Origin of the sequence: Flavobacterium glaciei (assembly GCF_003350545.1) — a bacterium.
GTDB lineage: Bacteria > Bacteroidota > Bacteroidia > Flavobacteriales > Flavobacteriaceae > Flavobacterium > Flavobacterium glaciei.
Genome location: NZ_QQBA01000003.1, coordinates 37,218 through 59,020 on the forward strand (window position 1 = coordinate 37,218; position 21,803 = coordinate 59,020).

At 34.1% G+C, this 21,803-nt stretch carries 22 protein-coding genes; 14 read left to right on the forward strand and 8 right to left on the reverse strand.

Going from position 1 to position 21,803, the window contains the following annotated elements; genetic code table 11:
- Positions 1-30 precede the first annotated feature (30 nt).
- The 6 genes from DFR66_RS03625 (at position 31) to DFR66_RS03645 (ending at position 4,342) form a co-directional block, all read left to right on the forward strand.
- Positions 31-1,902, forward strand: a complete 1,872-nt coding sequence (locus DFR66_RS03625) for a M1 family metallopeptidase (RefSeq protein ID WP_114753492.1) — start codon at positions 31-33, stop codon at positions 1,900-1,902.
- 11 nt (positions 1,903-1,913) lie between these two features.
- Entirely contained in the window at positions 1,914-2,306 is a 393-nt protein-coding gene (locus DFR66_RS03630) for a hypothetical protein (RefSeq protein ID WP_114753493.1), read from the forward strand.
- 50 nt (positions 2,307-2,356) lie between these two features.
- Positions 2,357-2,779 carry a hypothetical protein gene (locus DFR66_RS03635; protein WP_114753494.1) on the forward strand — a complete coding sequence of 141 codons (423 nt, stop codon included), beginning with the start codon at positions 2,357-2,359 and terminating at the stop codon, positions 2,777-2,779.
- A gap of 323 nt (positions 2,780-3,102) precedes the next feature.
- The gene (locus DFR66_RS03640; protein ID WP_146841084.1) at positions 3,103-3,555 is read left to right on the forward strand and encodes a hypothetical protein; all 453 of its coding nucleotides are present in this window, start codon (positions 3,103-3,105) and stop codon (positions 3,553-3,555) included.
- A gap of 179 nt (positions 3,556-3,734) precedes the next feature.
- Positions 3,735-3,869, forward strand: a complete 135-nt coding sequence (locus DFR66_RS14080) for a hypothetical protein (RefSeq protein WP_262510417.1) — start codon at positions 3,735-3,737, stop codon at positions 3,867-3,869.
- Positions 3,870-3,910: 41 nt separating this feature from the next.
- Positions 3,911-4,342 carry a hypothetical protein gene (locus DFR66_RS03645; RefSeq protein ID WP_114753496.1) on the forward strand — a complete coding sequence of 144 codons (432 nt, stop codon included), beginning with the start codon at positions 3,911-3,913 and terminating at the stop codon, positions 4,340-4,342.
- Between the two features lie 100 nt (positions 4,343-4,442).
- Here the strand turns inward: DFR66_RS03645 and DFR66_RS03650 are convergent, their stop codons facing one another.
- Positions 4,443-5,390, reverse strand: a complete 948-nt coding sequence (locus tag DFR66_RS03650) for an L-threonine 3-dehydrogenase (RefSeq protein ID WP_114753497.1) — start codon at positions 5,388-5,390, stop codon at positions 4,443-4,445.
- A gap of 225 nt (positions 5,391-5,615) precedes the next feature.
- On the opposite strand from DFR66_RS03650, the gene DFR66_RS03655 reads away from it, so the two are divergent.
- Together DFR66_RS03655 and mfd are read left to right on the forward strand one after the other, a co-directional pair.
- Positions 5,616-6,221, forward strand: coding sequence for a hypothetical protein (locus DFR66_RS03655; RefSeq protein ID WP_114753698.1), 606 nt, complete (start codon positions 5,616-5,618; stop codon positions 6,219-6,221).
- The gene (gene mfd, locus DFR66_RS03660) at positions 6,214-9,582 is read left to right on the forward strand and encodes a transcription-repair coupling factor (RefSeq protein WP_114753498.1); all 3,369 of its coding nucleotides are present in this window, start codon (positions 6,214-6,216) and stop codon (positions 9,580-9,582) included. Before DFR66_RS03655 ends, mfd begins: the two co-directional genes overlap by 8 nt.
- A 49-nt stretch (positions 9,583-9,631) precedes the next feature.
- Here the strand turns inward: mfd and DFR66_RS03665 are convergent, their stop codons facing one another.
- The 4 genes from DFR66_RS03665 to DFR66_RS03680 form a co-directional block, all read right to left on the reverse strand.
- Positions 9,632-10,240, reverse strand: a complete 609-nt coding sequence (locus tag DFR66_RS03665) for a hypothetical protein (protein WP_114753499.1) — start codon at positions 10,238-10,240, stop codon at positions 9,632-9,634.
- Between the two features lie 86 nt (positions 10,241-10,326).
- Complete coding sequence (locus DFR66_RS03670; RefSeq protein WP_114753500.1) at positions 10,327-10,983, reverse strand: aspartate kinase; 657 nt, start codon at positions 10,981-10,983, stop codon at positions 10,327-10,329.
- A 108-nt stretch (positions 10,984-11,091) separates the two neighbouring features.
- Positions 11,092-11,451, reverse strand: a complete 360-nt coding sequence (locus DFR66_RS03675) for a YraN family protein (protein ID WP_113636289.1) — start codon at positions 11,449-11,451, stop codon at positions 11,092-11,094.
- 68 nt (positions 11,452-11,519) lie between these two features.
- Positions 11,520-12,416, reverse strand: coding sequence for a S66 peptidase family protein (locus DFR66_RS03680; protein WP_167400487.1), 897 nt, complete (start codon positions 12,414-12,416; stop codon positions 11,520-11,522).
- A gap of 270 nt (positions 12,417-12,686) precedes the next feature.
- On the opposite strand from DFR66_RS03680, the gene DFR66_RS03685 reads away from it, so the two are divergent.
- The 5 genes from DFR66_RS03685 to DFR66_RS03705 all read left to right on the forward strand — a co-directional run bounded on the left by DFR66_RS03685 (position 12,687) and on the right by DFR66_RS03705 (position 17,997).
- Complete coding sequence (locus DFR66_RS03685) at positions 12,687-13,796, forward strand: endonuclease/exonuclease/phosphatase family protein (RefSeq protein ID WP_114753699.1); 1,110 nt, start codon at positions 12,687-12,689, stop codon at positions 13,794-13,796.
- 97 nt (positions 13,797-13,893) lie between these two features.
- Positions 13,894-14,433 carry a 3-hydroxyanthranilate 3,4-dioxygenase gene (locus DFR66_RS03690; protein WP_114753502.1) on the forward strand — a complete coding sequence of 180 codons (540 nt, stop codon included), beginning with the start codon at positions 13,894-13,896 and terminating at the stop codon, positions 14,431-14,433.
- 182 nt (positions 14,434-14,615) lie between these two features.
- Positions 14,616-16,169 (forward strand): L-piperidine-6-carboxylate dehydrogenase, encoded by a 1,554-nt coding sequence (amaB, locus tag DFR66_RS03695; protein WP_114753503.1) that lies wholly within the window; start codon positions 14,616-14,618, stop codon positions 16,167-16,169.
- A gap of 86 nt (positions 16,170-16,255) precedes the next feature.
- Complete coding sequence (locus DFR66_RS03700) at positions 16,256-17,341, forward strand: HipA domain-containing protein (protein WP_114753504.1); 1,086 nt, start codon at positions 16,256-16,258, stop codon at positions 17,339-17,341.
- Entirely contained in the window at positions 17,338-17,997 is a 660-nt protein-coding gene (locus DFR66_RS03705) for a hypothetical protein (protein ID WP_114753505.1), read from the forward strand. Before DFR66_RS03700 ends, DFR66_RS03705 begins: the two co-directional genes overlap by 4 nt.
- Positions 17,998-18,157: 160 nt before the next feature.
- Here DFR66_RS03705 and DFR66_RS03710 read toward each other — a convergent pair whose 3' ends face one another.
- Together DFR66_RS03710 and DFR66_RS03715 are read right to left on the reverse strand one after the other, a co-directional pair.
- Complete coding sequence (locus tag DFR66_RS03710) at positions 18,158-18,655, reverse strand: DUF6646 family protein (RefSeq protein ID WP_114753506.1); 498 nt, start codon at positions 18,653-18,655, stop codon at positions 18,158-18,160.
- A 43-nt stretch (positions 18,656-18,698) separates the two neighbouring features.
- A complete protein-coding gene (locus tag DFR66_RS03715; RefSeq protein WP_114753507.1) occupies positions 18,699-19,424 on the reverse strand; it encodes a metallophosphoesterase family protein in 726 nt (241 codons plus the stop codon).
- Between the two features lie 366 nt (positions 19,425-19,790).
- Between DFR66_RS03715 and DFR66_RS03720 the strand changes: the two genes are divergently transcribed.
- A complete protein-coding gene (locus DFR66_RS03720; protein WP_114753508.1) occupies positions 19,791-20,567 on the forward strand; it encodes an alpha/beta hydrolase in 777 nt (258 codons plus the stop codon).
- A gap of 19 nt (positions 20,568-20,586) precedes the next feature.
- Here the strand turns inward: DFR66_RS03720 and DFR66_RS03725 are convergent, their stop codons facing one another.
- Complete coding sequence (locus tag DFR66_RS03725; RefSeq protein ID WP_114753509.1) at positions 20,587-21,726, reverse strand: ATP-binding protein; 1,140 nt, start codon at positions 21,724-21,726, stop codon at positions 20,587-20,589.
- Between the last annotated feature and the right edge of the window lie 77 nt (positions 21,727-21,803).

Consider the following 21,803-nt stretch of genomic DNA (forward strand, 5'->3'; position numbering starts at 1 on the left):
TTTGTCCTTCCATTTTTATTTAAGTCAAATATGAAAAAATTACTTTTAGTTTCTATTTTATCCTTGAGTTTTGGAAGTCTTTTGGCTCAAAACGGCACGTATTGGCAACAGCATGTTGATTACAAAATGGATGTTTCTATGGATGTAAAAACGTACCAATACAAAGGAAAACAGGAGTTGGTTTACACTAATAATTCTCCTGATACTTTGAGAAAAGTATATTATCACTTATTTAATAATGCTTTTCAACCTGGAAGCGAAATGGATGCAAGAATCCAAAGCATCAAAGACCCAGACGGGAGAATGGTCACTAAAATAAAAGTTGGTGATAAAGAAGTAAAAGAAAGCCGCATTAAAAATTTGAAACCAAACGAAATAGGCTATTTACGAATTTCTAATTTCAAACAAGACGGAGCAGTTGCTAATGCAAAAGAGGTTGGGACTATTCTTGAAGTGACTTTGGCTAAGCCAATACTACCCAATTCAAAAACTACATTTACATTAGATTTTGACGGTCAGGTTCCCATTCAGATTCGTCGTTCTGGAAGAAATAATGCCGAAGGCGTAGAATTATCAATGGCGCAATGGTATCCAAAACTTGCTGAATTTGATTTTGAAGGTTGGCATGCTGATCCGTATATAGCTAGAGAATTTCATGGCGTTTGGGGAAATTTTGACGTAAATATTACTATTGATAAAGATTACGTTTTAGGTGGTACCGGTTATTTACAAAACAAAAACGAGATAGGTCATGGTTATCAAGACCAAGGTGTCGTTGTGTCTGTTCCAAAGAAAACAAAAACATTAACCTGGCATTTTAATGCGCCTATGGTTCATGATTTTACTTGGGCTGCTGATAAGAATTACATTCATGATATTGCCAAAGGTCCAAATGGGGTTGATATTCACTTTTTGTACAAAAACAATCCAAAATTTGTACAAAACTGGAAAGATCTGCAACCAAAAACAGTTCAGTTGATGGAAATTTATAACAAAACTGTTGGAGAGTATCCGTACAAACAATATTCTGTGATTCAAGGTGGTGATGGTGGAATGGAATATGCCATGTGCACATTAATATTAGGTCAAGGAAGTTTTGAAGGATTATTAGGAGTAACTGCTCACGAAATGGCGCACTCTTGGTTCCAGCATGTTTTGGCTTCTAATGAATCAAAACACGGATGGATGGACGAAGGATTTACATCGTTCCTAGAAGATTTTGGACTGAATGAAATTGCCGATAAAAAAGTAGAAAACCCATTTACAGGAGCGTATGCAGGCTATTTTTCGATGGTAAATTCAGGTAAAGAATTACCACAAGGAACACATGCGGATCGTTTTGACGAAAATAGAGTGTACAGCATTACTTCTTATAGTAAAGGAGAACTATTCTTGACACAATTGATGTATTTGATAGGCAAGGAAAATCTGATGAAAACTTTAAAAAAGTATTACAGCGATTTCAAATTCAAACATCCTACGCCAAATGATATCAAAAGATCTGCCGAAAGAATTACAGGAGCAAATCTGGATTGGTATTTGACGGATTGGACACAAACCACAAATACTATTGATTATGCAATCAATGATGTAAAAGAAAATACAGATAAAACAACCGTTACTTTAGGGAGAATAGGCAGAATGCCAATGCCAATTGATTTATTAGTGGAGTACACAGATGGTACAACAGAAAGTTTTTACATTCCGTTGCGAATGATGAGTTTCGAAAAAGAGAATCCAAATCCAGCTGTAAAAAGAACGGTTTTGAATGATTGGGCTTGGGCGTTTCCTACTTACGAGTTGAATATAGCTAAACCAAAATCATCCATAAAAAGTATTACCATTGACCCAAGTACTTTAATGGCTGATATTAAAAAGGAAAATAACGTTTTTAAACAGTAGTTAATTTTCACATGAAATTCAAATACAATGAAGCAACTGCTTCACTTGAAATTAAGGACGGTTTAAATAGCCATTTTCTTATCATGAAATCACTTTTGATAATCACTTTTGTCAATGCAGTCTTAAACCTATCCAATGCTCAAGTTGCTTTTGGATTTATGAAATTGATTTGGTTGGTTTTAGGTATGGTAGCCGCAATAGGATTGTATCTCTATTATTTCAAAAAAACGGCTACAGAAAACATTCCCTTAAATCAAATAATAGAAATTAAGGAACGTGTTTCGTTTGGTAGAAAAAAATATTTTCTAGCGTTGAAAAACGGAAAAACAAGGGATTTGCTCGAAGTACACTCTGCATCCGATTGTAAGCAGATCAACACGATACTCACTAAACATCAAAAATAACCCATTCTTTAAATGCCGCAAAACTTTCATTTTGCATATCATTTTCGATGATGGGTCAATCTCAAGAAAGTGATTTGTTCAACTTTTATAAAGGTGGGAATAAGTATAAGAAACCTGTGAGATATGTCCTTTTTGATAGCTCTGTAGGAGATAGTAAAAAAGAAGTTGATAATAAAACCTATTTTTATATGGGAGGAGAAACTTTTATTTTTGATGCTAAAATCAATAAAATGGATACTTGCTTAGTTGACAAGTCTAAATTCACCTTCGATAAATCAGAAGATTTACAACAAAAAGCGTATCAGTTTTACAAGGAAAAAAAGCAAATGGAGGAAAGAAAAATGAAGTTAAAAAATCCAATACCGTATCCGGTAACTGATTTTAGTCCATACTTTAAAATTTATGTATTAGAAAAAACGCATAAAAACACGTTATTAAAATATGAAGTAGATTGGATATATTATACTTTTTGAAACTTAACATTGTCAAGAATTTTAATGCCCCCCGCTGGTGCTGGTGGAATGTCATTAAGTTAAGAGTTTATTTGTCATTCCGACGAAGGAGGAACCTCTGTTTGTTGCTCACGTTTGTTGCCATTCCTCCTTCGTCGGAAGGACAAAATCATGGCGATTATTCCTTAACTTAATAACATTGGGCGCTGGCGTCCCGCTCGTGATAATTGCTGACTAGCACTATTATTTTAGTTTGTGCTACTACGTATTTTTTTATAAGTATATTACAATTTAGTTTATGTTCACTAGCGGGACGATCGCGCAGTAGGAATAATTAAAAATTTATGAAAAAAACACTTCTAATGGTATTGTTAATTGCAATATCAATTCTAGCATTTTATTGTAATTCGCAAAGAGATGAAAATGTAGTAAAGAATTTTGCTTTCGAACTTGTTGATGAATCCATACCTTTAGAGCAAGTTTTGAAAAAGAGAATTAACTATTCTGAAAAACAAAAGGATCTTTGTCTGTTTTTCTTAAAAACAGTCCGAGAGGAGTATAATAAAAATCCCGAAAAAATAGAAGTAAAGCAATCGAGGGACAATAATGCATCTATGAAAGGTGATACAATTAAATTGAACACGGATGAACATTTATTATATGTGCAGTTTAATAAATCATTGACATTGCCATTCATACTAAACAAAAAATCAGAAATAATTATCTTATTCAACCTTACAAAAGGTGGAGGAGGTAATTTAAATAACTCTCGATCTGATGAAAGAATACTTAAATGATTTTTTAAGTATAAATTAGAATTCAAAAAATGCCAAAAAACATCAATTTTGCGGATTTAGTCATTTAATTTGCTAAAACACAAGATTTAAATTCGGCGCATCATGAAGAATTTGTTCGTAAGTTTAGTTCGGATATTTCTATATCATTGCAAGAATATGGTATTTCTAAAGGATATAATTTGACAAAGCAATTTTACGATGATATGTTTTGGGCTGGGTTATATAAAACAGCAGCATTTGAAAAATTTGATAATGCAATAAAAGAAAGGATAATCAATGTTATCGCTCATGAAGCAATTGGAAAAATTTTTTAACAACGATAGTGTAATTCAAAATGGAACAAAAATAATTTATAATGAATAAATTAATTAAAATAAATAAGTATTTACTTGTATTACTGTGTACAATTATATTTAGCTGCGATGTTAAAAAGAAGCTCCCAACTTACAATGATTCTTTTTATACAATTGCATTACATAAAAGGCACACAAAATCAAATAATAATAATGTTACGATTAATGTAAAGGCATTAAACGGCAAACCTTTAAGCAATTTGACTTATTGGATTAAAAGAGATTGTGAAAATATCCGTATTGATAATGCCAGCACTTATAGTCTAAAAGTCGATTATGAATTGTTAAGAATGGAGGTAACAGGTTTTGGCTACAGAACAATTGAAATTAAGCCAATAAAACTTAACCCAAATGATTCAATTGTTTTTGATTTCTATATGGTGCAAGATGATAGGCCATTGTTAGAATGCATTACAAAAGCTGTAAAAAATTAGATGGTTATTTTCAAAAAACAATGTATTGAATTTAAATGATTTCAAATTTTACCATTTCAAAAAATACCGCAAAACATCGATTTTGCGGCATTTTTTTATTCTAAATATTGTACTTCAAATGCTCCAGCATATCTGTAGTCATCGTCTCCAAATCAAATTCATGTTTCCATCCCCAATCTTTTCTGGCTTCAGCATCATCAATACTTGCAGGCCAACTGTCAGCTATTTTTTGACGGAAGTCAGGCTCATAAGTGATGGTAAATTCAGGAATGTGTTTCTTGATTTCGGCAGCAATCTCCGTTGGCGTAAAGCTCATGGCGGCTAAGTTGTACGAAGAGTGAATTTTTATTTGGTCAGCCGGCGCTTGCATAATTTGGATGGTCGCAGCAATCGCATCGTCCATATACATCATCGGCATTTTAGTTTCTGAGGATAAAAAACATTCGTATTTTTTGTCGGAAAGTGCTTTGTGAAAAATATCTACCGCATAATCTGTAGTTCCACCACCAGGAGGAGATGACCAGCTGATTAAACCCGGATAACGGATGCTTCTTACATCTACACCAAAGATATTGTGGTAGTATTCACACCATCTTTCGCCCGCTTGTTTGCTGATTCCGTACACCGTTGAAGGTTCCATAATCGTGTATTGTGGCGTGTTCTCTTTAGGAGTTGTTGGTCCAAAAACGGCAATACTCGAAGGCCAGAATATTTTTTTTATTTTTCCGGCTTTCGCCAAATTCAAAACGTGAAACAACGAATTCATATTTAAATCCCAAGCAAATGCAGGATTTTTTTCCGCTGTTGCCGATAACAATGCAGCCATCAAATATACTTCGTCAATTTGGTGTACTTCGACCAAATGTTCAATTTGATTGAAATCTAAAGCGTTTACCACTTCAAATGGACCAGAATTTACCACTTCAATATTTAACTTTCGGATATCAGAAGCGATTACATTTTCAGTTCCGTATAATTTTCGTAGTTTCTGTGTAAGCTCTGTACCTATTTGGCCACAAGCGCCAATAATCAATATTTTTGTACTCATTTTTGTCTGTTTTGAAAAAACAAAGATAACGTTTTCGTAAATAACATAACTTTGATGAAAATGATTATTAAATTCTTAAAATAACATTTATAAATAGGCTGAATTTCTTAATTTATCATGTTTTTAGATATAAAAATCAGTGAAGCAATATTAGATTGTTATTCCAATGCTGGAATTCATTATTGTAAATTTACTTTGTAACTTTGTGCTTTAATGAAATTAAAAATGAAATACAATTTAGCCGTGTGCTTTTCGCTGATTTTCCTTTTGTTATCCTGTAAAAATGACAATGAAAAACGCATTGTGGAAAACAAAAAAGAGATTCAAAAAAGAGAAGTCATATTATCAAACATACAAAAAGGGTGGGTTTTCTATGACACACCAGTGACTGAGGCTGCTGAAAAAAGTATCGCATCATGGAACGAATGGCGTATGATCTTGGCTGAATTAGCACAAAAGCCTAAAAAAACGATTCCAGCTTTTCAGCAAAAATCAAAAGCAATTTCTAAAAAAGCAATGGCTTTGAACGATAATATTCCTTACGATTACAATAAACCTCAAATAAAAAGTAGGATTTCTACTTTGATTACTAAAGTACGATTGTTGGATTTATTTATTCATTTGGATAACATTCCAGATAAAAAAGTGACCAAATTAGTCGCGGAAATAAACCTTGAATTAGTCTCTCTCCAAAGGCAAATGGACAAAATCGTTGAGAAAAGTAAAATTCCAATTGAAGAAGGTGAATCTGAATTAAGGAGAATGATGGACACCGCAAGAGCCATTCCCAATACACCAGTTATAGATCCAAATATCCCACGCGTTGAGTAAAAAAGTCTTATTTCATACCTACGATAATTCACCAAAAACCCAGCAAATTGTTGCTCGATTATTAGAAAACAATCAAGTAAAAATGCAGTTGTCGGGACTTTTGGGTTCTGCAGTTTCGTTTATAATTCGTTCTGTTTTTAAACAATCAGAGCTTCCTTTTTTAGTTGTTTTAAACAATAAAGAAGAAGCTGCTTATTATTTGAATGATTTGGAACAAATGATTGGCGATCAAGATGTTTTGTTTTATCCAGGTTCATTTCGTCGTCCGTATCAAATTGAGGAAACAGATAACGCGAATGTTTTACTTCGTGCTGAGGTTTTAAACCGAATCAATTCCCGAAAGAAACCCGCCGTTATTGTCACGTATCCCGAAGCATTATTCGAGAAAGTAGTGACTAGAAAAGAATTGGATAAAAACACGTTGAAAGTAGCTGTTGGGGATAAGATTTCCATCGACTTTATCAATGAAGTTTTATTCGAATACGAGTTCAAAAGAGTTGATTTTATTACAGAACCAGGAGAATTTTCGGTTCGTGGAGGAATCGTGGATGTTTTTTCATTTTCGAATGATAATCCGTACCGAATCGAGTTTTTTGGGGACGAAGTAGAGAGCATCCGTACGTTTGATGTTGCGACCCAATTGTCTATTGAAACACAAAAGAAAATCACGATAATCCCAAATGTGGAAAACAAAGTTTTTCAGGAAAACCGAGAAAGCTTCTTGGATTATATTTCGCAGAAAACGGTAATTTTCATTCAGAACACTGAAGATTTTTTAGCACAATTAGACAAACAATTTGGCAAAGCCGAAGAAGCTTTTGCAAAATTATCGCAGGAAATAAAACGTTCTACGCCAGAACAATTGTTTTTGAATCAAGCGGAATTTATAAAAAGAGCGTTGGATTTTTCGATTGTTGAATTGAGTTCAAAAGCTATTTTTAGAACCGCAAAAAAATTCGAATTTCACATTCAGCCTCAACCGTCGTTCAACAAACAATTTGATTTGTTGCTGAATAATCTTAATGAAAATCATTTTAACGGCTACAAGAATTATTTGTTTTGTTCGAATGATGCCCAAGCCAAACGATTTCATGATATTTTTGAAACGTTGGACGAAGCGAATTCTGAGAATATCCGAAAGCAATACCACACCGTTGTTTTGCCTTTGTACCAAGGATTTATTGATGAAGAAAATCAAATAACCTGTTACACCGACCACCAGATTTTTGAACGCTATCATAAATTCAGTATCAAAAATGGCTATTCGAAAAAACAAAACATTACTTTAAAAGAACTCACGACACTATCGGTTGGGGATTATGTGACGCACATTGATCATGGAATCGGACGTTTTGGAGGATTACAAAAAATACAAGTTGAAGGCAAAACACAAGAAGCCATTAAACTTGTTTATGCCGATAATGATATTGTGTATGTGAGTATTCACTCGTTGCACAAAATTTCTAAATACAACGGAAAAGACGGAACGCCACCCAAAATATACAAATTGGGTTCGAATGCCTGGAAGATTTTAAAACAAAAAACTAAGGCACGCGTCAAACATATTGCATTCAATTTGATTCAATTGTATGCCAAAAGAAGACTGGAAAAAGGATTCCAGTTTGCGCCCGACAGTTATTTGCAAAACGAACTGGAAAGCTCTTTCATTTATGAAGATACGCCGGATCAAACTAAATCTACAGCTGAGGTAAAAGCCGATATGGAAAGCGACCGACCAATGGATCGATTGGTTTGTGGAGATGTTGGTTTTGGTAAAACCGAAGTTGCCATTCGTGCGGCTTTCAAAGCAGTCGATAATAGCAAACAAGTGGCGATATTAGTTCCTACGACTATTTTGGCCTACCAACATTATAGAACTTTTACCGAACGATTGAAAGACATGCCGGTTTCTGTGGGGTATTTAAACCGTTTTAGAACCGCCAAACAGAAAGCAGAAACACTAAAACAATTGGCGGAAGGAAAACTGGACATTGTGATTGGAACACATCAATTAGTTAACAAAAATGTAGTTTTCAAAGACCTTGGATTGTTGATTGTAGATGAGGAACAAAAATTTGGTGTCAACGTAAAAGACAAACTAAAAACCATTGCGGCGAATGTGGACACGCTAACTTTAACGGCAACGCCAATTCCGAGAACTTTACAGTTTTCATTGATGGCAGCGCGTGATTTATCCGTGATTACAACGCCTCCGCCAAACAGATATCCTATTGAGACCAATGTAGTTGGTTTTAGTGAAGAGTTGATTCGGGATGCGATTTCGTATGAAATTCAGCGTAACGGACAGGTTTTCTTCATTAATAACCGAATAGAAAACATCAAGGAAGTAGCCGGAATGATTCAGCGTTTGGTACCCAATGCAAGAGTTGGAATTGGTCACGGCCAAATGGATGGAAAAAAACTCGAGGAATTGATGTTGGCTTTCATGAATGGAGAATTTGATGTTTTGGTGGCAACAACCATTATCGAAAGCGGATTAGATGTTCCTAATGCGAATACGATTTTCATCAACAATGCGAATAATTTCGGATTGTCAGATTTGCATCAAATGCGCGGTCGAGTAGGGCGTAGCAACAAGAAAGCATTCTGTTATTTTATTTGTCCGCCTTATTCAGCCATGACCGATGACGCCAGAAAGAGAATTCAAGCTTTGGAACAGTTTAGCGAATTGGGAAGCGGATTTAATATTGCAATGAAAGATTTAGAGATTCGTGGAGCGGGAGATTTATTAGGCGGTGAGCAAAGTGGTTTCATCAACGAAATTGGTTTTGATACGTATCAAAAAATCATGAATGAGGCTATTGATGAGTTGAAAGAAAATGAATTCAAGGATTTGTATCCAGAGGAAAACAATTTGGAAACCAAAGAGTACGTCAAAGACTTACAAATCGATACTGATTTTGAGTTGTTGTTTTCAGATGAATATATCAATAATGTTTCGGAGCGATTGAGTTTGTATAATGAATTAGGTGCTGTGAAAAATGAAGAAGAATTGATCGTTTTCCAAAATAAATTGATTGACCGTTTTGGTCCAATGCCACCTCGAGCCAAAGCTTTGATGAATAGTATTCGAATCAAATGGATTGCAACCCGTATTGGAATCGAAAAATTAGTGATGAAGCAAGGCAAGATGATTGGGTATTTCATTTCAGATCAACAATCCGATTATTATCAATCGAAACGTTTTCAAGATGTGTTACAGTTTGTGCAAAAACACAGTTCTATTTGTAAAATGAAAGAGAAACAAACGCCAGCTGGCTTGCGGCTTTTGTTGACTTTTGATAATGTGAAGAATACTAGAACTGCTTTGGAATTGATGGAGAAGTTGGGTGGGGAATAAGGTATTTTTAAAGCTTCCAGCCTTTTGAAGGCTTCAAGCTTTTATAAACTTACTCCATAATCAATCCTTCAATTTCATCTAAATTTGGATTACTAGAATGATAGTATTTAAAATTTTCTAAATCATGAAAATATTCTATAACCTTTTCTCTTTGTAGTTTTGTCTTCTTGTTTGAGGTAACTGTTCCATAAGAAGTCCAAGGATACTCTATGATGTTTTCTGTAAACTTATGTTGAACCGGATTATTGTGGATATAAAAAATAAGTTTTTGGAAGTAAGTTTCTGAATTAACTACTTTTCGTCTAAAGTTTTTTTCAAATAAACTACCTGTCCTTTTATATCGTTTATTCATCGCTAAAGTATAAGCATTGAATAAATTTGAAAACTGTTTTGAAGCACTAACTATTTTTGGCTTATCAGTTGAAGAGTATTCTAATTTTGTACTATCAATTTCTTCAGTTTCTTTGATGTAGACCAAAATGTGAAAATGATTTTTCATCAAACACCAAGCATAGGTTTCTGCTACGGGGTCAATGTATTTCTCGTATAACCTCAAAAAATGTTTATAGTTCTCTATTTCATAAAACAAATCAATTCCATTATTACCTCTGTTGTAAATGTGATAATATTTACCGTTCTCGAGAGGAATTGGATTCATAATGTTTTTTTTAGTTTAAAAACTTCTTCCCTTTTAAAGCTTCCAGCCTTTTGAAGGCTGGAAGCTTTGTTGATTAACAGAATTTTCTAATTCTTCAAATCTTTTATCACTTTAAAAGCAACATCAACTTGTTCTTCACTTACTAAAATAGTGAATTCGTTTGATGTCGAAATTACCTCGTTGATAATAATTCCTTCCCAAGCCAAACGCTGAAAGATAAAATAGTAAATTCCAGGAACGACAATGTTTTCTTTGGGTAATTTTACCGTAATCGAAGCCAGATTGTCTAGTTTCTGAATCAATTTCTCATTTGCAAAATGTTTGTCCACTAAGTGATTGATACTGTTACTAACCACAATGTTTGTTTCATTTACACCTCTGGAGGAAGTGTAAAAAATATCTGGCAGTGAATTGATATCGGTAATTAAATCGGCTTGTTTGTTTAAAACCGTGTCTGACGCAGCAAAAGTATAATCCGTTAACGCAGAACGAACGGTGATTTCCCCGATGTTCTTAATGACTTTATTAATCTTATGATTTAACCTGAAATCCAGTTCCTCTGTTAGTCTTTTTAAAGCCATAACAACCGCTCCTTGTTTTACTTCCTTGCCAAATTCACTTTCTAATTCGGTCATTATATTTCGGGATAATGAGGTCAAATTAATAATGCCTAGTGATAATGCATTCAGTAAAAAAGGCTTTGTTTTAATGTAGTTTTCTACAATGGAAGAAACAGTTTTCATGATGTGATTTTTTTAGTTGGTTGTTGTTTTACGCGTAGTCAGTGTGTAAATAGGACGCAAATATAAATAAAAAACAATTTGTTACAAATATAACATCGATAAAATGCGCTAAAAGTGATAAAAAGCATCGATAAGATGCTCAATTACAAAAGATTTCCCTTCTTTATGGATGGCTATTATGTCAAAACGTACTTCAATATCCAAATTTCTTTCGTTAACAAAAGCATCCACGGCTTTTACAAGAAGTTGGATTTTTTTTGGTTTTACAAAATCCTGAGGCAAACCAAATTCTAACGAAGAACGGGTTTTGACCTCAACTATAGCAAGTGTATTTCCTTTTTGGGCAATAATGTCTATTTCTGCTTTTTGGAAAGTCCAGTTGGTTTGCAAAATAGTGTATCCGTCTTTCTGCAAAAATTCGACTGCCATTTCTTCTCCAAGTTTTCCGAGTTCGTTGTGTTCCGCCATTCAAAAATTTTGTTTTAAGTTTAAGGTTTCAAGTTTTTAAACTTCTGCAATCTTAAATTGAATTGTCTTTATTCAAAAACCAACGTACTGCATTTTTCATTGACATTTAAAGTGACATTATTCCCTAAAATCAATGCTCTATTATCTTGAATATGACCTGCAGGAAAATTATATAACACGGGAATATTGTATTTTTTAGTAACATCCTCAATAATTTCAATGGCATTTTTACCCCACGGAATATCATTATCTTTCATTTTTGTCATGGAACCCACAACAATTCCCTTGATACTTTCTAAACAACCGTTTCTTTTTAAGTTCATCATCATGCGGTCTACATGATACAAGTATTCGTCTAAATCTTCGATAAACAAGATTTTATCCGTACAATCAATCGCGGATGGAGAACCAAACAAACTGTATAGAATCGATAAATTACCGCCCACTAATTCTCCTGTGGCTTTCCCGGGTCTGTTCATCAGGAAAGGATCTATTTCGTAAGACAATTTTTCGCCAAATAAAGCAATGCGCAATGTTTCTATGGCTTGTGGTGTTGCTCTTGGAGCGGTTATCGGCATTATTCCGTGAATGGATTTGTAACCCATTGTGTTCAAATGATTGTGTAAAACTGTCACATCGCTGAAACCTACAATCCATTTCGGATTTTTTTTGAAGGCAGTAAAATCCAGTAAATCAATCATTCGTACGGTTCCATATCCGCCTTTTACACACCATATTGCTTTAATATTTGGATTGTCTAATTGTTGCTGAAAATCGGCGGCACGTTGTTCGTCGGTTCCGGCTAATTGATTGTTGTCTAAACCTATTGTACTTCCAATAACTACTTCTAAACCCCAACTTTTCAATAAAGCAATAGCGGGTTTCAAGTTGTCATCTGTGTTTTTTCTGGCTGTTGCCAAAATTGCTACGGTATCTCCTTTTTGTAAACTTGGCGGTGTAATCATGTTTTTTTGGGCTTGGCTGTTAAAAGATTGTAAAACAAAAATAAGCAATAGAAATTGATATAATATAGGAAGGCGTGTTGTAACAGTTGATCGGTTTTTGTTCATGCTTGAATACTTTTCAGAAAAAATTCTAACGGTAAGGTCTTTGAAAGATAAAAACAAAGATAGACAATTAGAAAATAATTCTAAGTTCAGGTTCAAATGACTATTTTTACAATAATCTGATTTTTAAAATAGAATCTAATTAATTACTGGAAATAAATGACACTTATGAGAATTACCCACTGGATATTGGTTCTTTTTTTATTTTTTCCAATAGTAAGTTCTACTGCACAGCAGAAAAAATATGTTATTCACACCGTTGCGTTTTATAATTTCGAAAATCTTTTTGATACGATAAATGATCCTGATACTTTTGATGAAGAATGGACTCCAAAGGGACTACAGCGTTGGACTTATGATAAATATGAAAAGAAACTGGGGAATTTAGCCCGTGTTTTATCTGAAATTGGCTCTGCGGAAAACACTGATTCACCTACATTTATTGGCGGATGCGAAATAGAAAACCGAGGTGTTTTGGAAGATTTAGTCAAACAACCCAAACTAATCGAGAAAGACTTCGGAATCATCCATTTTGATTCTCCTGACAAAAGAGGAATTGATGTGGCACTGTTGTATCAAAAAAAGAAATTTCAGCCCACGAGTTATAGCAATATTCCATTATACATTTATAAACAAGGAAGCACTGCGAACGAAAGTTCCAAGGCCAGTTCCGAAGAAAAAATAGATGATGAATTACAAATAAGTTCCAAAAATTATCGAGTTTACACACGTGATCAGCTTTTAGTTACTGGATTTCTGGATGGAGAGGAAATTAATCTTATCGTTAATCACTGGCCGTCGCGTTCAGGAGGCGAAAAAAAATCTAGTCCGTTTCGCGAAGCCGCCGGTGCATTAAACCGAAAAATAATTGACTCTTTACAACGAATAAATCCAAATGCAAAAGTGATTACTTTGGGTGATTTTAATGATGGACCGTATAATAAAAGCGTCAAAATAGGGCTTGGCGCCAAAGCAAAAAAGACTGAGGTGCTTCCGTTTGGAATTTACAATCCATTCGAAGAAATGGCCAAAAAGGGATTGGGAACCATCGCATTTCGGGATGCCTGGGATATTTTTGATCAAATAATGGTTTCCGAAACCTTACTGCAAACGGATTATTCGAGTTTTCGATATTGGAAAGCAGGAATTTACAATAAGTCCTTCCTAATACAAAACAGCGGACAATATAAAGGATATCCACTGCGTCATTCCACTACCGAAATAGGATTTAGTGACCATTTTCCGGTCTATATCTATTTGATTAAAGAAAAAAGATAATAAGCACTCAGGTTCCATGCTATTGAGAAAATTATTATGTTCTATAATTTAAAATCTTAGTACCTTAGTAGCATAGAAACTTTGAACCTCAGAAAAAATGGCAATTGCAAAACCTTTCAACCTCAATAAATGGATTGACGAAAATCGTCATCTGCTCAAACCGCCTGTAGGAAATAGAAATTTGTACAGAGAGTCCGGTGATTATATTGTGATGATTGTTGCCGGTCCAAACGCTCGAAAAGACTATCATTATAACGAAACCGAAGAGTTGTTTTACCAATTAGAAGGCTCTATAAAAGTGATTATTCAAGAGGACGGTGAGCGTAAAGAAATGGAATTACATCCTGGGGATATGTATCTCAATCCTGCCAAAATTCCGCATTCTCCGGTACGTTCGGAAGGATCTATTGGACTTGTCATCGAACGTAAAAGAGCTGGACAAGGATATTCAGATGGTTTATTGTGGTTTTGCGATAACTGCAATCACAAGCTGCACGAGGTTTATTTTGAATTGCATAATATCGAGAATGATTTCTTGCCTCATTTCGAACATTTCTATAATTCGGAACACTTGAGAACCTGCGAAAAATGTGGAACTGTAATGGAAACGGACCCTCGATTTGTTGCCAAAAAATAATTTTCAGGAGCTCATCCTGCTATCCGCTGTATCTTTAATAGTCCTCGTAAGAAACACTAACTGTAAAGGATGCCGCTTCGATCAGGGCTAAAAAATGAAAATATAAGTTGTAATGTTTAGTTTTTAACCTCAAATCAATATATTTGTAAAAAAATATAACAATTTTTAATAAAAAAGTTACAATGATAACAATAGCAGATCAATTTGGAATGAAAGAAGCATTGGCGCAATTGGGTGTAAAAGCCATAAATGAAGGAACGTCAACCGGGATAAACCATTTTTCAAACGGGGAAATTCTTGAAAGTTATTCACCAGTTGACGGTCAGCTAATCGGTAGTGTAAAAACAACTACGGCTGCTGATTATGAAAAAGTAATGCAAACCGCTACCGAGGCTTTTAAAACTTTCAAAGTAATGCCTGCGCCACAACGTGGTGAAATCGTGCGTCAGTTTGGTGAAAAATTACGTAAAAACAAAGAAGCTTTAGGCAAATTAGTTTCCTACGAAATGGGGAAATCATTGCAAGAAGGATATGGCGAAGTTCAGGAAATGATTGACATCTGTGATTTTGCAGTAGGACTATCGCGTCAATTACATGGGTTAACAATGCACTCTGAACGTCCAGGACATAGAATGTATGAGCAATATCATCCTATGGGTGTCGTGGGAATCATTTCGGCCTTCAATTTTCCAGTTGCCGTTTGGGCTTGGAACACGGCTTTGGCTTGGATTTGTGGCGATGTTTGTGTTTGGAAACCATCTGAAAAAACACCACTTTGCGGAATTGCCTGTCAAAATATTATTGCCGAAGTAATTAAAGAAAATAACCTTCCTGAAGGAATTTCTTGTTTGATAAATGGAGATTATAAAGTGGGCGAAATGATGACTAACGACAAGCGTGTGCCATTAATTTCTGCAACGGGTTCTACTCGTATGGGGAAAATTGTTGCGCAAGCAGTTGCAGGTCGTCTAGGAAAATCATTATTGGAATTAGGCGGAAACAATGCCATCATTGTAACTCCGGATGCTGATATCAAAATGACGGTTATTGGTGCTGTTTTTGGTGCGGTAGGAACGGCAGGACAACGTTGTACATCTACACGTCGTTTGATTATTCATGAAAGTATTTACGATAAAGTAAAAGATGCAATTGTATCGGCTTACAAACAACTACGTATTGGAAATCCTTTGGATGAAAATAACCATGTAGGTCCTGTAATTGATACACATGCTGTAGAAATGTACAATAAAGCATTAGAAAAAGTTGTTGCTGAAGGTGGAAAAATCCTCGTGGAAGGAGGCGTGCTTTCTGGTGAAGGATTTGAAAGTGGTTGCTACGTAAAACCAGCAATTGCAGAAGCTGAAAATTCTTTTGAGATCGTGCAACACGAAACTTTTGCGCCTGTTTTATATTTATTAAAATATTCAGGAACTGTGGAGAATGCTATCGCAATTCAAAACGGAGTAGCACAAGGATTATCATCTGCTATTATGACAAACAATTTGCGTGAAGCAGAACTTTTCCTATCTGTTGTAGGTTCTGATTGTGGAATTGCAAACGTAAACATAGGAACTTCGGGAGCAGAAATTGGAGGCGCTTTTGGTGGTGAAAAAGAAACTGGTGGTGGAAGAGAATCAGGTTCTGATGCTTGGAAAGTGTATATGAGAAGACAAACGAATACGATTAATTACACTACAAGTCTACCCTTGGCACAAGGAATCAAATTTGATTTGTAGTAATATAGTTAACAATAAATTTATATTTAAACGCTTTGTCTTATTTAGATAAAGCGTTTTTTTATAAATTAGACAAAAAAATATTAATGGCCAATTTAGGAGCAACATTTACAGATATTTCAGGGTGGCATAAAAATGTTCATTACAGTACTGGAGGCACTCGAAGTAAATACATTGCTTTGCACCCCGACACAAATGAAGAGTATTTTTTTAAAGGATCAAAAGAAACACCTCAAGGAGAAATTCGCTATCCAACAGAGTTTTGGTCTGAAATTGTTTCTTCTAAAATTGGTCAATTTTTAGGTTTTCCAATGTTAGATTATAATATTGCTTATGACAGTAAGCATAAACAAAAAATAGGTTGTATTTCAAAGTCAATGGTTTTAAATTCGAAAAATAAATTGACGGAAGGGGTTGCTTATTTGACTGGTTTTAATTCAAAATACATTCCAAGTCAGGATAAAAAGGGTTATACATTTCAATTTATTTGTAATGCGTTGAATAAATTTTATTTAGGAGGTCATATTGATAATATTATTGAAATTATTGTTTTTGATTGTATAATTGGAAATTCTGACAGGCATCAAGAAAATTGGGGTACAATTGCTTACTATCAAGAAATATTTGACACTATTGAAAGAGATTTTAAAAGTAATAAAATAGGTTTTTTTGGAAAAATCAAAAACAACTTCAATAAATTATTGGGAGAAATGTTAGTCCAAAAACACAATACTAACAATAAACTTAGTAAATCAGATTTAATTGCACAGGCAGATTTAGCCCCTCATAAATTTGCCCCCATTTATGATAGCGGTTGTTGTTTAGGAAGAGAACATACAGATGAAAAAGTTTTAAAAATGCTTGGTGATTCTCAAATGATAGAAGCATATGTTAGAAAGGGTGAGTCTGAGATTCATTGGGAAGGGAATACTAAAAAAAGGAAGCATTTTGAACTTATAGAATTATTGCTAGAATACTATCCAGCTGAAACGAAAAGATTTATAGGTAGAGTTATGGAGAAATATAACTCCGATGCAATAGAAGATATAATTGAAAAAATTGATATAAATGTTCCAACGGATTTAATTAACTTTAAATTATCGGTTACAAGAAAACAATTGATGTTTAAATTGGTAACTTTGCGCATTGAAAAATTAATCAAATATTTATGAAAGCAATAGGAAACATACACCTTATCTGGAGACCAGGTAAAGGCAGTAGAAGAATTTCTGTTGGTACTATTAAAAAAAGTGCCTCGGAAGGAATCCGCTTTCAATATAATCAGGATGGAGTTGAAGAAGCTAAGAAGTTAGGTTTTGTACATTACGAAGGCTTTCCGGACACAAGTAAAGATAAAATTTATACGGAAAATGTAATTGAAATTTTTGGTCAAAGATTAATGCGTAGTGAGAGACCTGATTTACAAGATTTTTATGATTTTTGGAATATTGATTTAAGTAAAAAAGAAGATAAGTATTACATGTTAGCTTTTACTCAAGGACTATTACCGACAGATAATTTTGAGTTTTTGGCTCATTTTAACCCTGTAGAAAATTTATCCTTTGTTACGGAAATAACTAATTTATTGGAAAGTCAAATACCTTCAGACAAGGTTGCGGTTGGAGATGTTTTAAGATATGAATTAGAACCGAATAATCAATACGATAATAAAGCTGTAAAAGTGTTCAAAGAAGATTTATATCTTGGACGTATTAAACTAATTCACTGTATTGTATTCCATAAAACAAGTAAGCAATTTGATTTAATCGTTCAAGGAACTGAAAAAAATGGCGTATTAAAACGAATTTTCGTTAAAGCAAGTCTTTAATGTGTATTTTCAGAATCAACTATACTACAAGTCTACCCTTGGCACAAGGAATCAAATTTGATTTGTAGCTACAAAATAGAATAAACTAAAAAAGGCAATTTGAATGTTCAAATTGCCTTTTTTTATTTAAAATTCTTTGTGAATTCTCAGGATGATCTTTCTATAAATTGAAAGATGCGCCGATGTTAAATGTAAATTGATTATTTAATTTATCAAAACCTACAGCATTTGTTTTGTAACTAGCGATTGGGATACCTGCTTCAGTGAAAACACCAAAACCTTCTGTAAAGAAATAGCGGAAACCTAAATGCGTACCAAAATTTCTTAAACCTAAATTCAATCCTGGGTAAATATCCATTTTTGGATCTAATTTAAAAACATTTCCCAAGTTTGCATTAAATCGTGCCTTAGCATCTATTCTGTCTCCAAAATCAGGTTTGGCTCCTGAAAGATCTTTAGAAACGGATAACAAATAAGAAGTTACAAATCCGAATGACATGTTTTCTCCAAGACCAAAATCAGAAGAAACACGAATTCCAGAACCTCCATTTTGAATGTTGGCTCCAACATCAAATTTAACATCTCCTTTTCCTTTGAAAGCCTGTGCATTGACCAAACCAATAGTCAATAACAATACTAATGTGGTAATCTTTTTCATACTTTTAATTATTTAAGTGGTTGCAAAAGTAGTTCAATAAAATCTAATTTCTTCCTTTCTCATCAAAATACAATTGGTTCAATGGTTCACTTTGCCAAAATTCTTTGGTGTCAACGTCCATAATTGTCAATGGACCTTTGAAAGCTGCTCCGGTATCTATGTTCCAAACATTTGCTTTTTGAATCGGGGTTGTTTCGCCAATACGGGTGACAGGCGTATGACCAATATAAATTTCGTTGTATAGTGTAAATCGTTTCGGGTAGAAAATGTCATCGGTTTTCATAGTTTTGTCTAATGCCAAAGCCGTTTCCCATAAGGTTCTGTCCCAATAGAAAAGCCCTGGAAAATATTCAAAATCGACACCATTCATATTAGTAAACCCGGCATGAACATACAAACGACGCTGCTCGTCCAAATGATAATTGTCTAAAGATTTCAGGAATTCAATATGTTTTTGCTTGGTTTCTTCACTGACAGATTCGTAGGCTAGTACCGTTGCTTCTCCGCCATGTTTGTACCACAACAGATTGTCCTTGCTTTCGTCAAGCCATTCCAGCAACAAATCATCATGGTTTCCGCGAATGCAAATACAATTTTGTTTCGTTTTTAAATCAATGATAAAATCAAGTACCTGAGGAGATTGACTCCAGCCATCAACATAATCTCCCAGAAAAACAAGGGTGTCTTTTTTAGTAACATTGGCTCTTTCCATAATTTGGTGCAATGCTCGCAAACCACCGTGGATATCGCCTATAACAAGTGTTCTCATGGACTTTTTCTCTTTTATTAATGTAAAAATAGCAGAAAATAAATACTATTTTTCAAGATATAAAATTAAGTAAAAGTGTGACTAACGAAGCTTTTTTAGTTTGTTTTTTTTTAAAAAAATTAAATAATCTGTATTTTAATATAAAGTTGAAATATCACTGTTTTAGGTGATTGTTTTATTTGTTTTTTCGGATTAGTTTTACAAAAAATTAAACTTTTTTCAGATGAGTACACTTCTTGCGTTATCGTTACTTTTGGCTAAAATGATTTGTCAGGTTTTACAAGAATTGTTGGCTATGTTTTAATAAAAATCCAATAAATTTGTTTCAAAACTTTTTTTCAATCAGATAAATACTTAAAATTTAGTATGAAAATTCGCTTACAAATAATAGTTTGTTTGCTTTTCTTAAGTTGTACGTCCAATAAAAAAGCAACTAGTATTAAGGTAAGTAATCAAGAATTTGAAGTAAAGTCAGAAAGCGCCAACTGGTTGGATAGTTCCAGAAACAGATTAATTCCGGTTGCGATTTATACACCAATTGTAAAGGAAAATATTAGAAATCAACAATTGGTAATTGTAAGTCATGGCTATGGAGAAAATAAACCGGGCGCAAATAAATCGTATTCATACTTAACGAAAAAATTAGGGTCCAAAGGCTATTATGTAGTTAGTATTCAACATGAATTACCAACCGATGATTTGTTGCCTTTGACAGGAATTCCTCAAGTTGTGAGACGATCGAATTGGGAAAGAGGAGCAGAGAATATCCTATTTGTGCTGAATGAATTGAAAAAAATAAAACCAGAATTAGATTTCAAACATGTAAACTTAATTGGACATTCTAATGGAGGTGATATGACGGTTTTGTTTGCTCATAAGTACCCAAATTTGGCAGATAAAATAATTTCATTAGACAACCGTAGAATGGAATTGCCTAGAAATTCCCAGCCTAAAATATACTCGCTTCGTTCCAGCGACCAGTCTGCTGATGAGGGAGTTTTGCCTACTGTTACAGAGCAGAAAAAGTTTGGAATAAAAATAATTAAACTCCCGAATACCATTCATAACGATATGAATGACAGAGGAAATAAAAGACAAAAAAGAGAAATTAACACCTATATATTGGATTTTCTTAGGGAATAAAATCTAAAAACAATTGTCGCTACTGCACATCATACTTCATCTTTCTCAAAATTCGCAAGGCTTCTTTAAACGATAAATACACTTGGTTGTAATGTTTTAAAAGCACTTTGGCATCTATCAGTTTTTGTTTGGCTTCTTCAAAACCGTTGAGGTAACAAATCATGAAGGTCGAGGGTAAATTCTCCAAATCTTTGTGTTCTCTTTCGGATAACGAAAGCCCTTTTTGGAGTTTTTTCAGCAAAGCAATATTGGCATTATAAATGTGAAACAGCATTTTTTTATTGAATTTCGGCGGCTGAAATAGCATTTCTCTTTCAATTTTATAATAACCATTGTCATGAAAATGAATCGTTTGTTTTTCTAAAGGATAGTAACTTGTTTTGTCGTTTAAACCTAAGGGTACATACTCAACAATGGTAAAAGTATCTTCATCAAAAGTGATTTCAACCACATCCTGAGCCGAATAAAAAAGCTTGATTTGTTCGTTTATCAATTCAATATCTACGCGTGACAAATACGTTTTCTCACGAGATTTTTTGGCAATTCCAGCCCAGCAAATCACAAATAATTCTTTGAATACTTTATACTTTGGTGCCATATCCTTGTGCCGAAAATTCATGAAATCAATCACGCCATCAAGGGTGTTTTCGATGCTGTTTCGGGAATTATTTTCAATGCCAATTACGGTTTCTGTGTTTTGATAATTCTTTTCGATTTCGACTTCAATTGGCATCGTGTTGCTCCCTCGCCGTATAAAAACACTGTTGGCAAGAATCGTGTGAATTCCTTTTTTAAAATAGGACGTATTGCTCTTTGGTTTGATGGTTACCAATCCTACAACTTTATCTTTGGGTAAGTTTGGGAATGGCACATTTTCGTACTGAATTTTCGGAGGATTTTCTAGATAAGCATTTACTAAATTCTGAATCCGACTGTCATCAAAAAAATCATCTCCCACGATAGTATTGTCTTGATCTTCAACTCCCACGACGATGTAGGAATTGTTTGTAGGATTCGAATTAGAGAGCGCACAAATGTGTTTAAGAAACTTGGCTTTTCCCTCCCGCGTGTGTAGATTCAACTGCCGCTTTTTATCATAAAAACTACTTTCATCGTTATGAGCGAGCAAGTTTTTAATAAGAAGGCGTTTGTTGATCATTACTATTTATTTTTTTATTGTTATTCAGGAAGTAATCATATTTCGATTCTTTTTAAAAATAAATTACCGCGGATTCG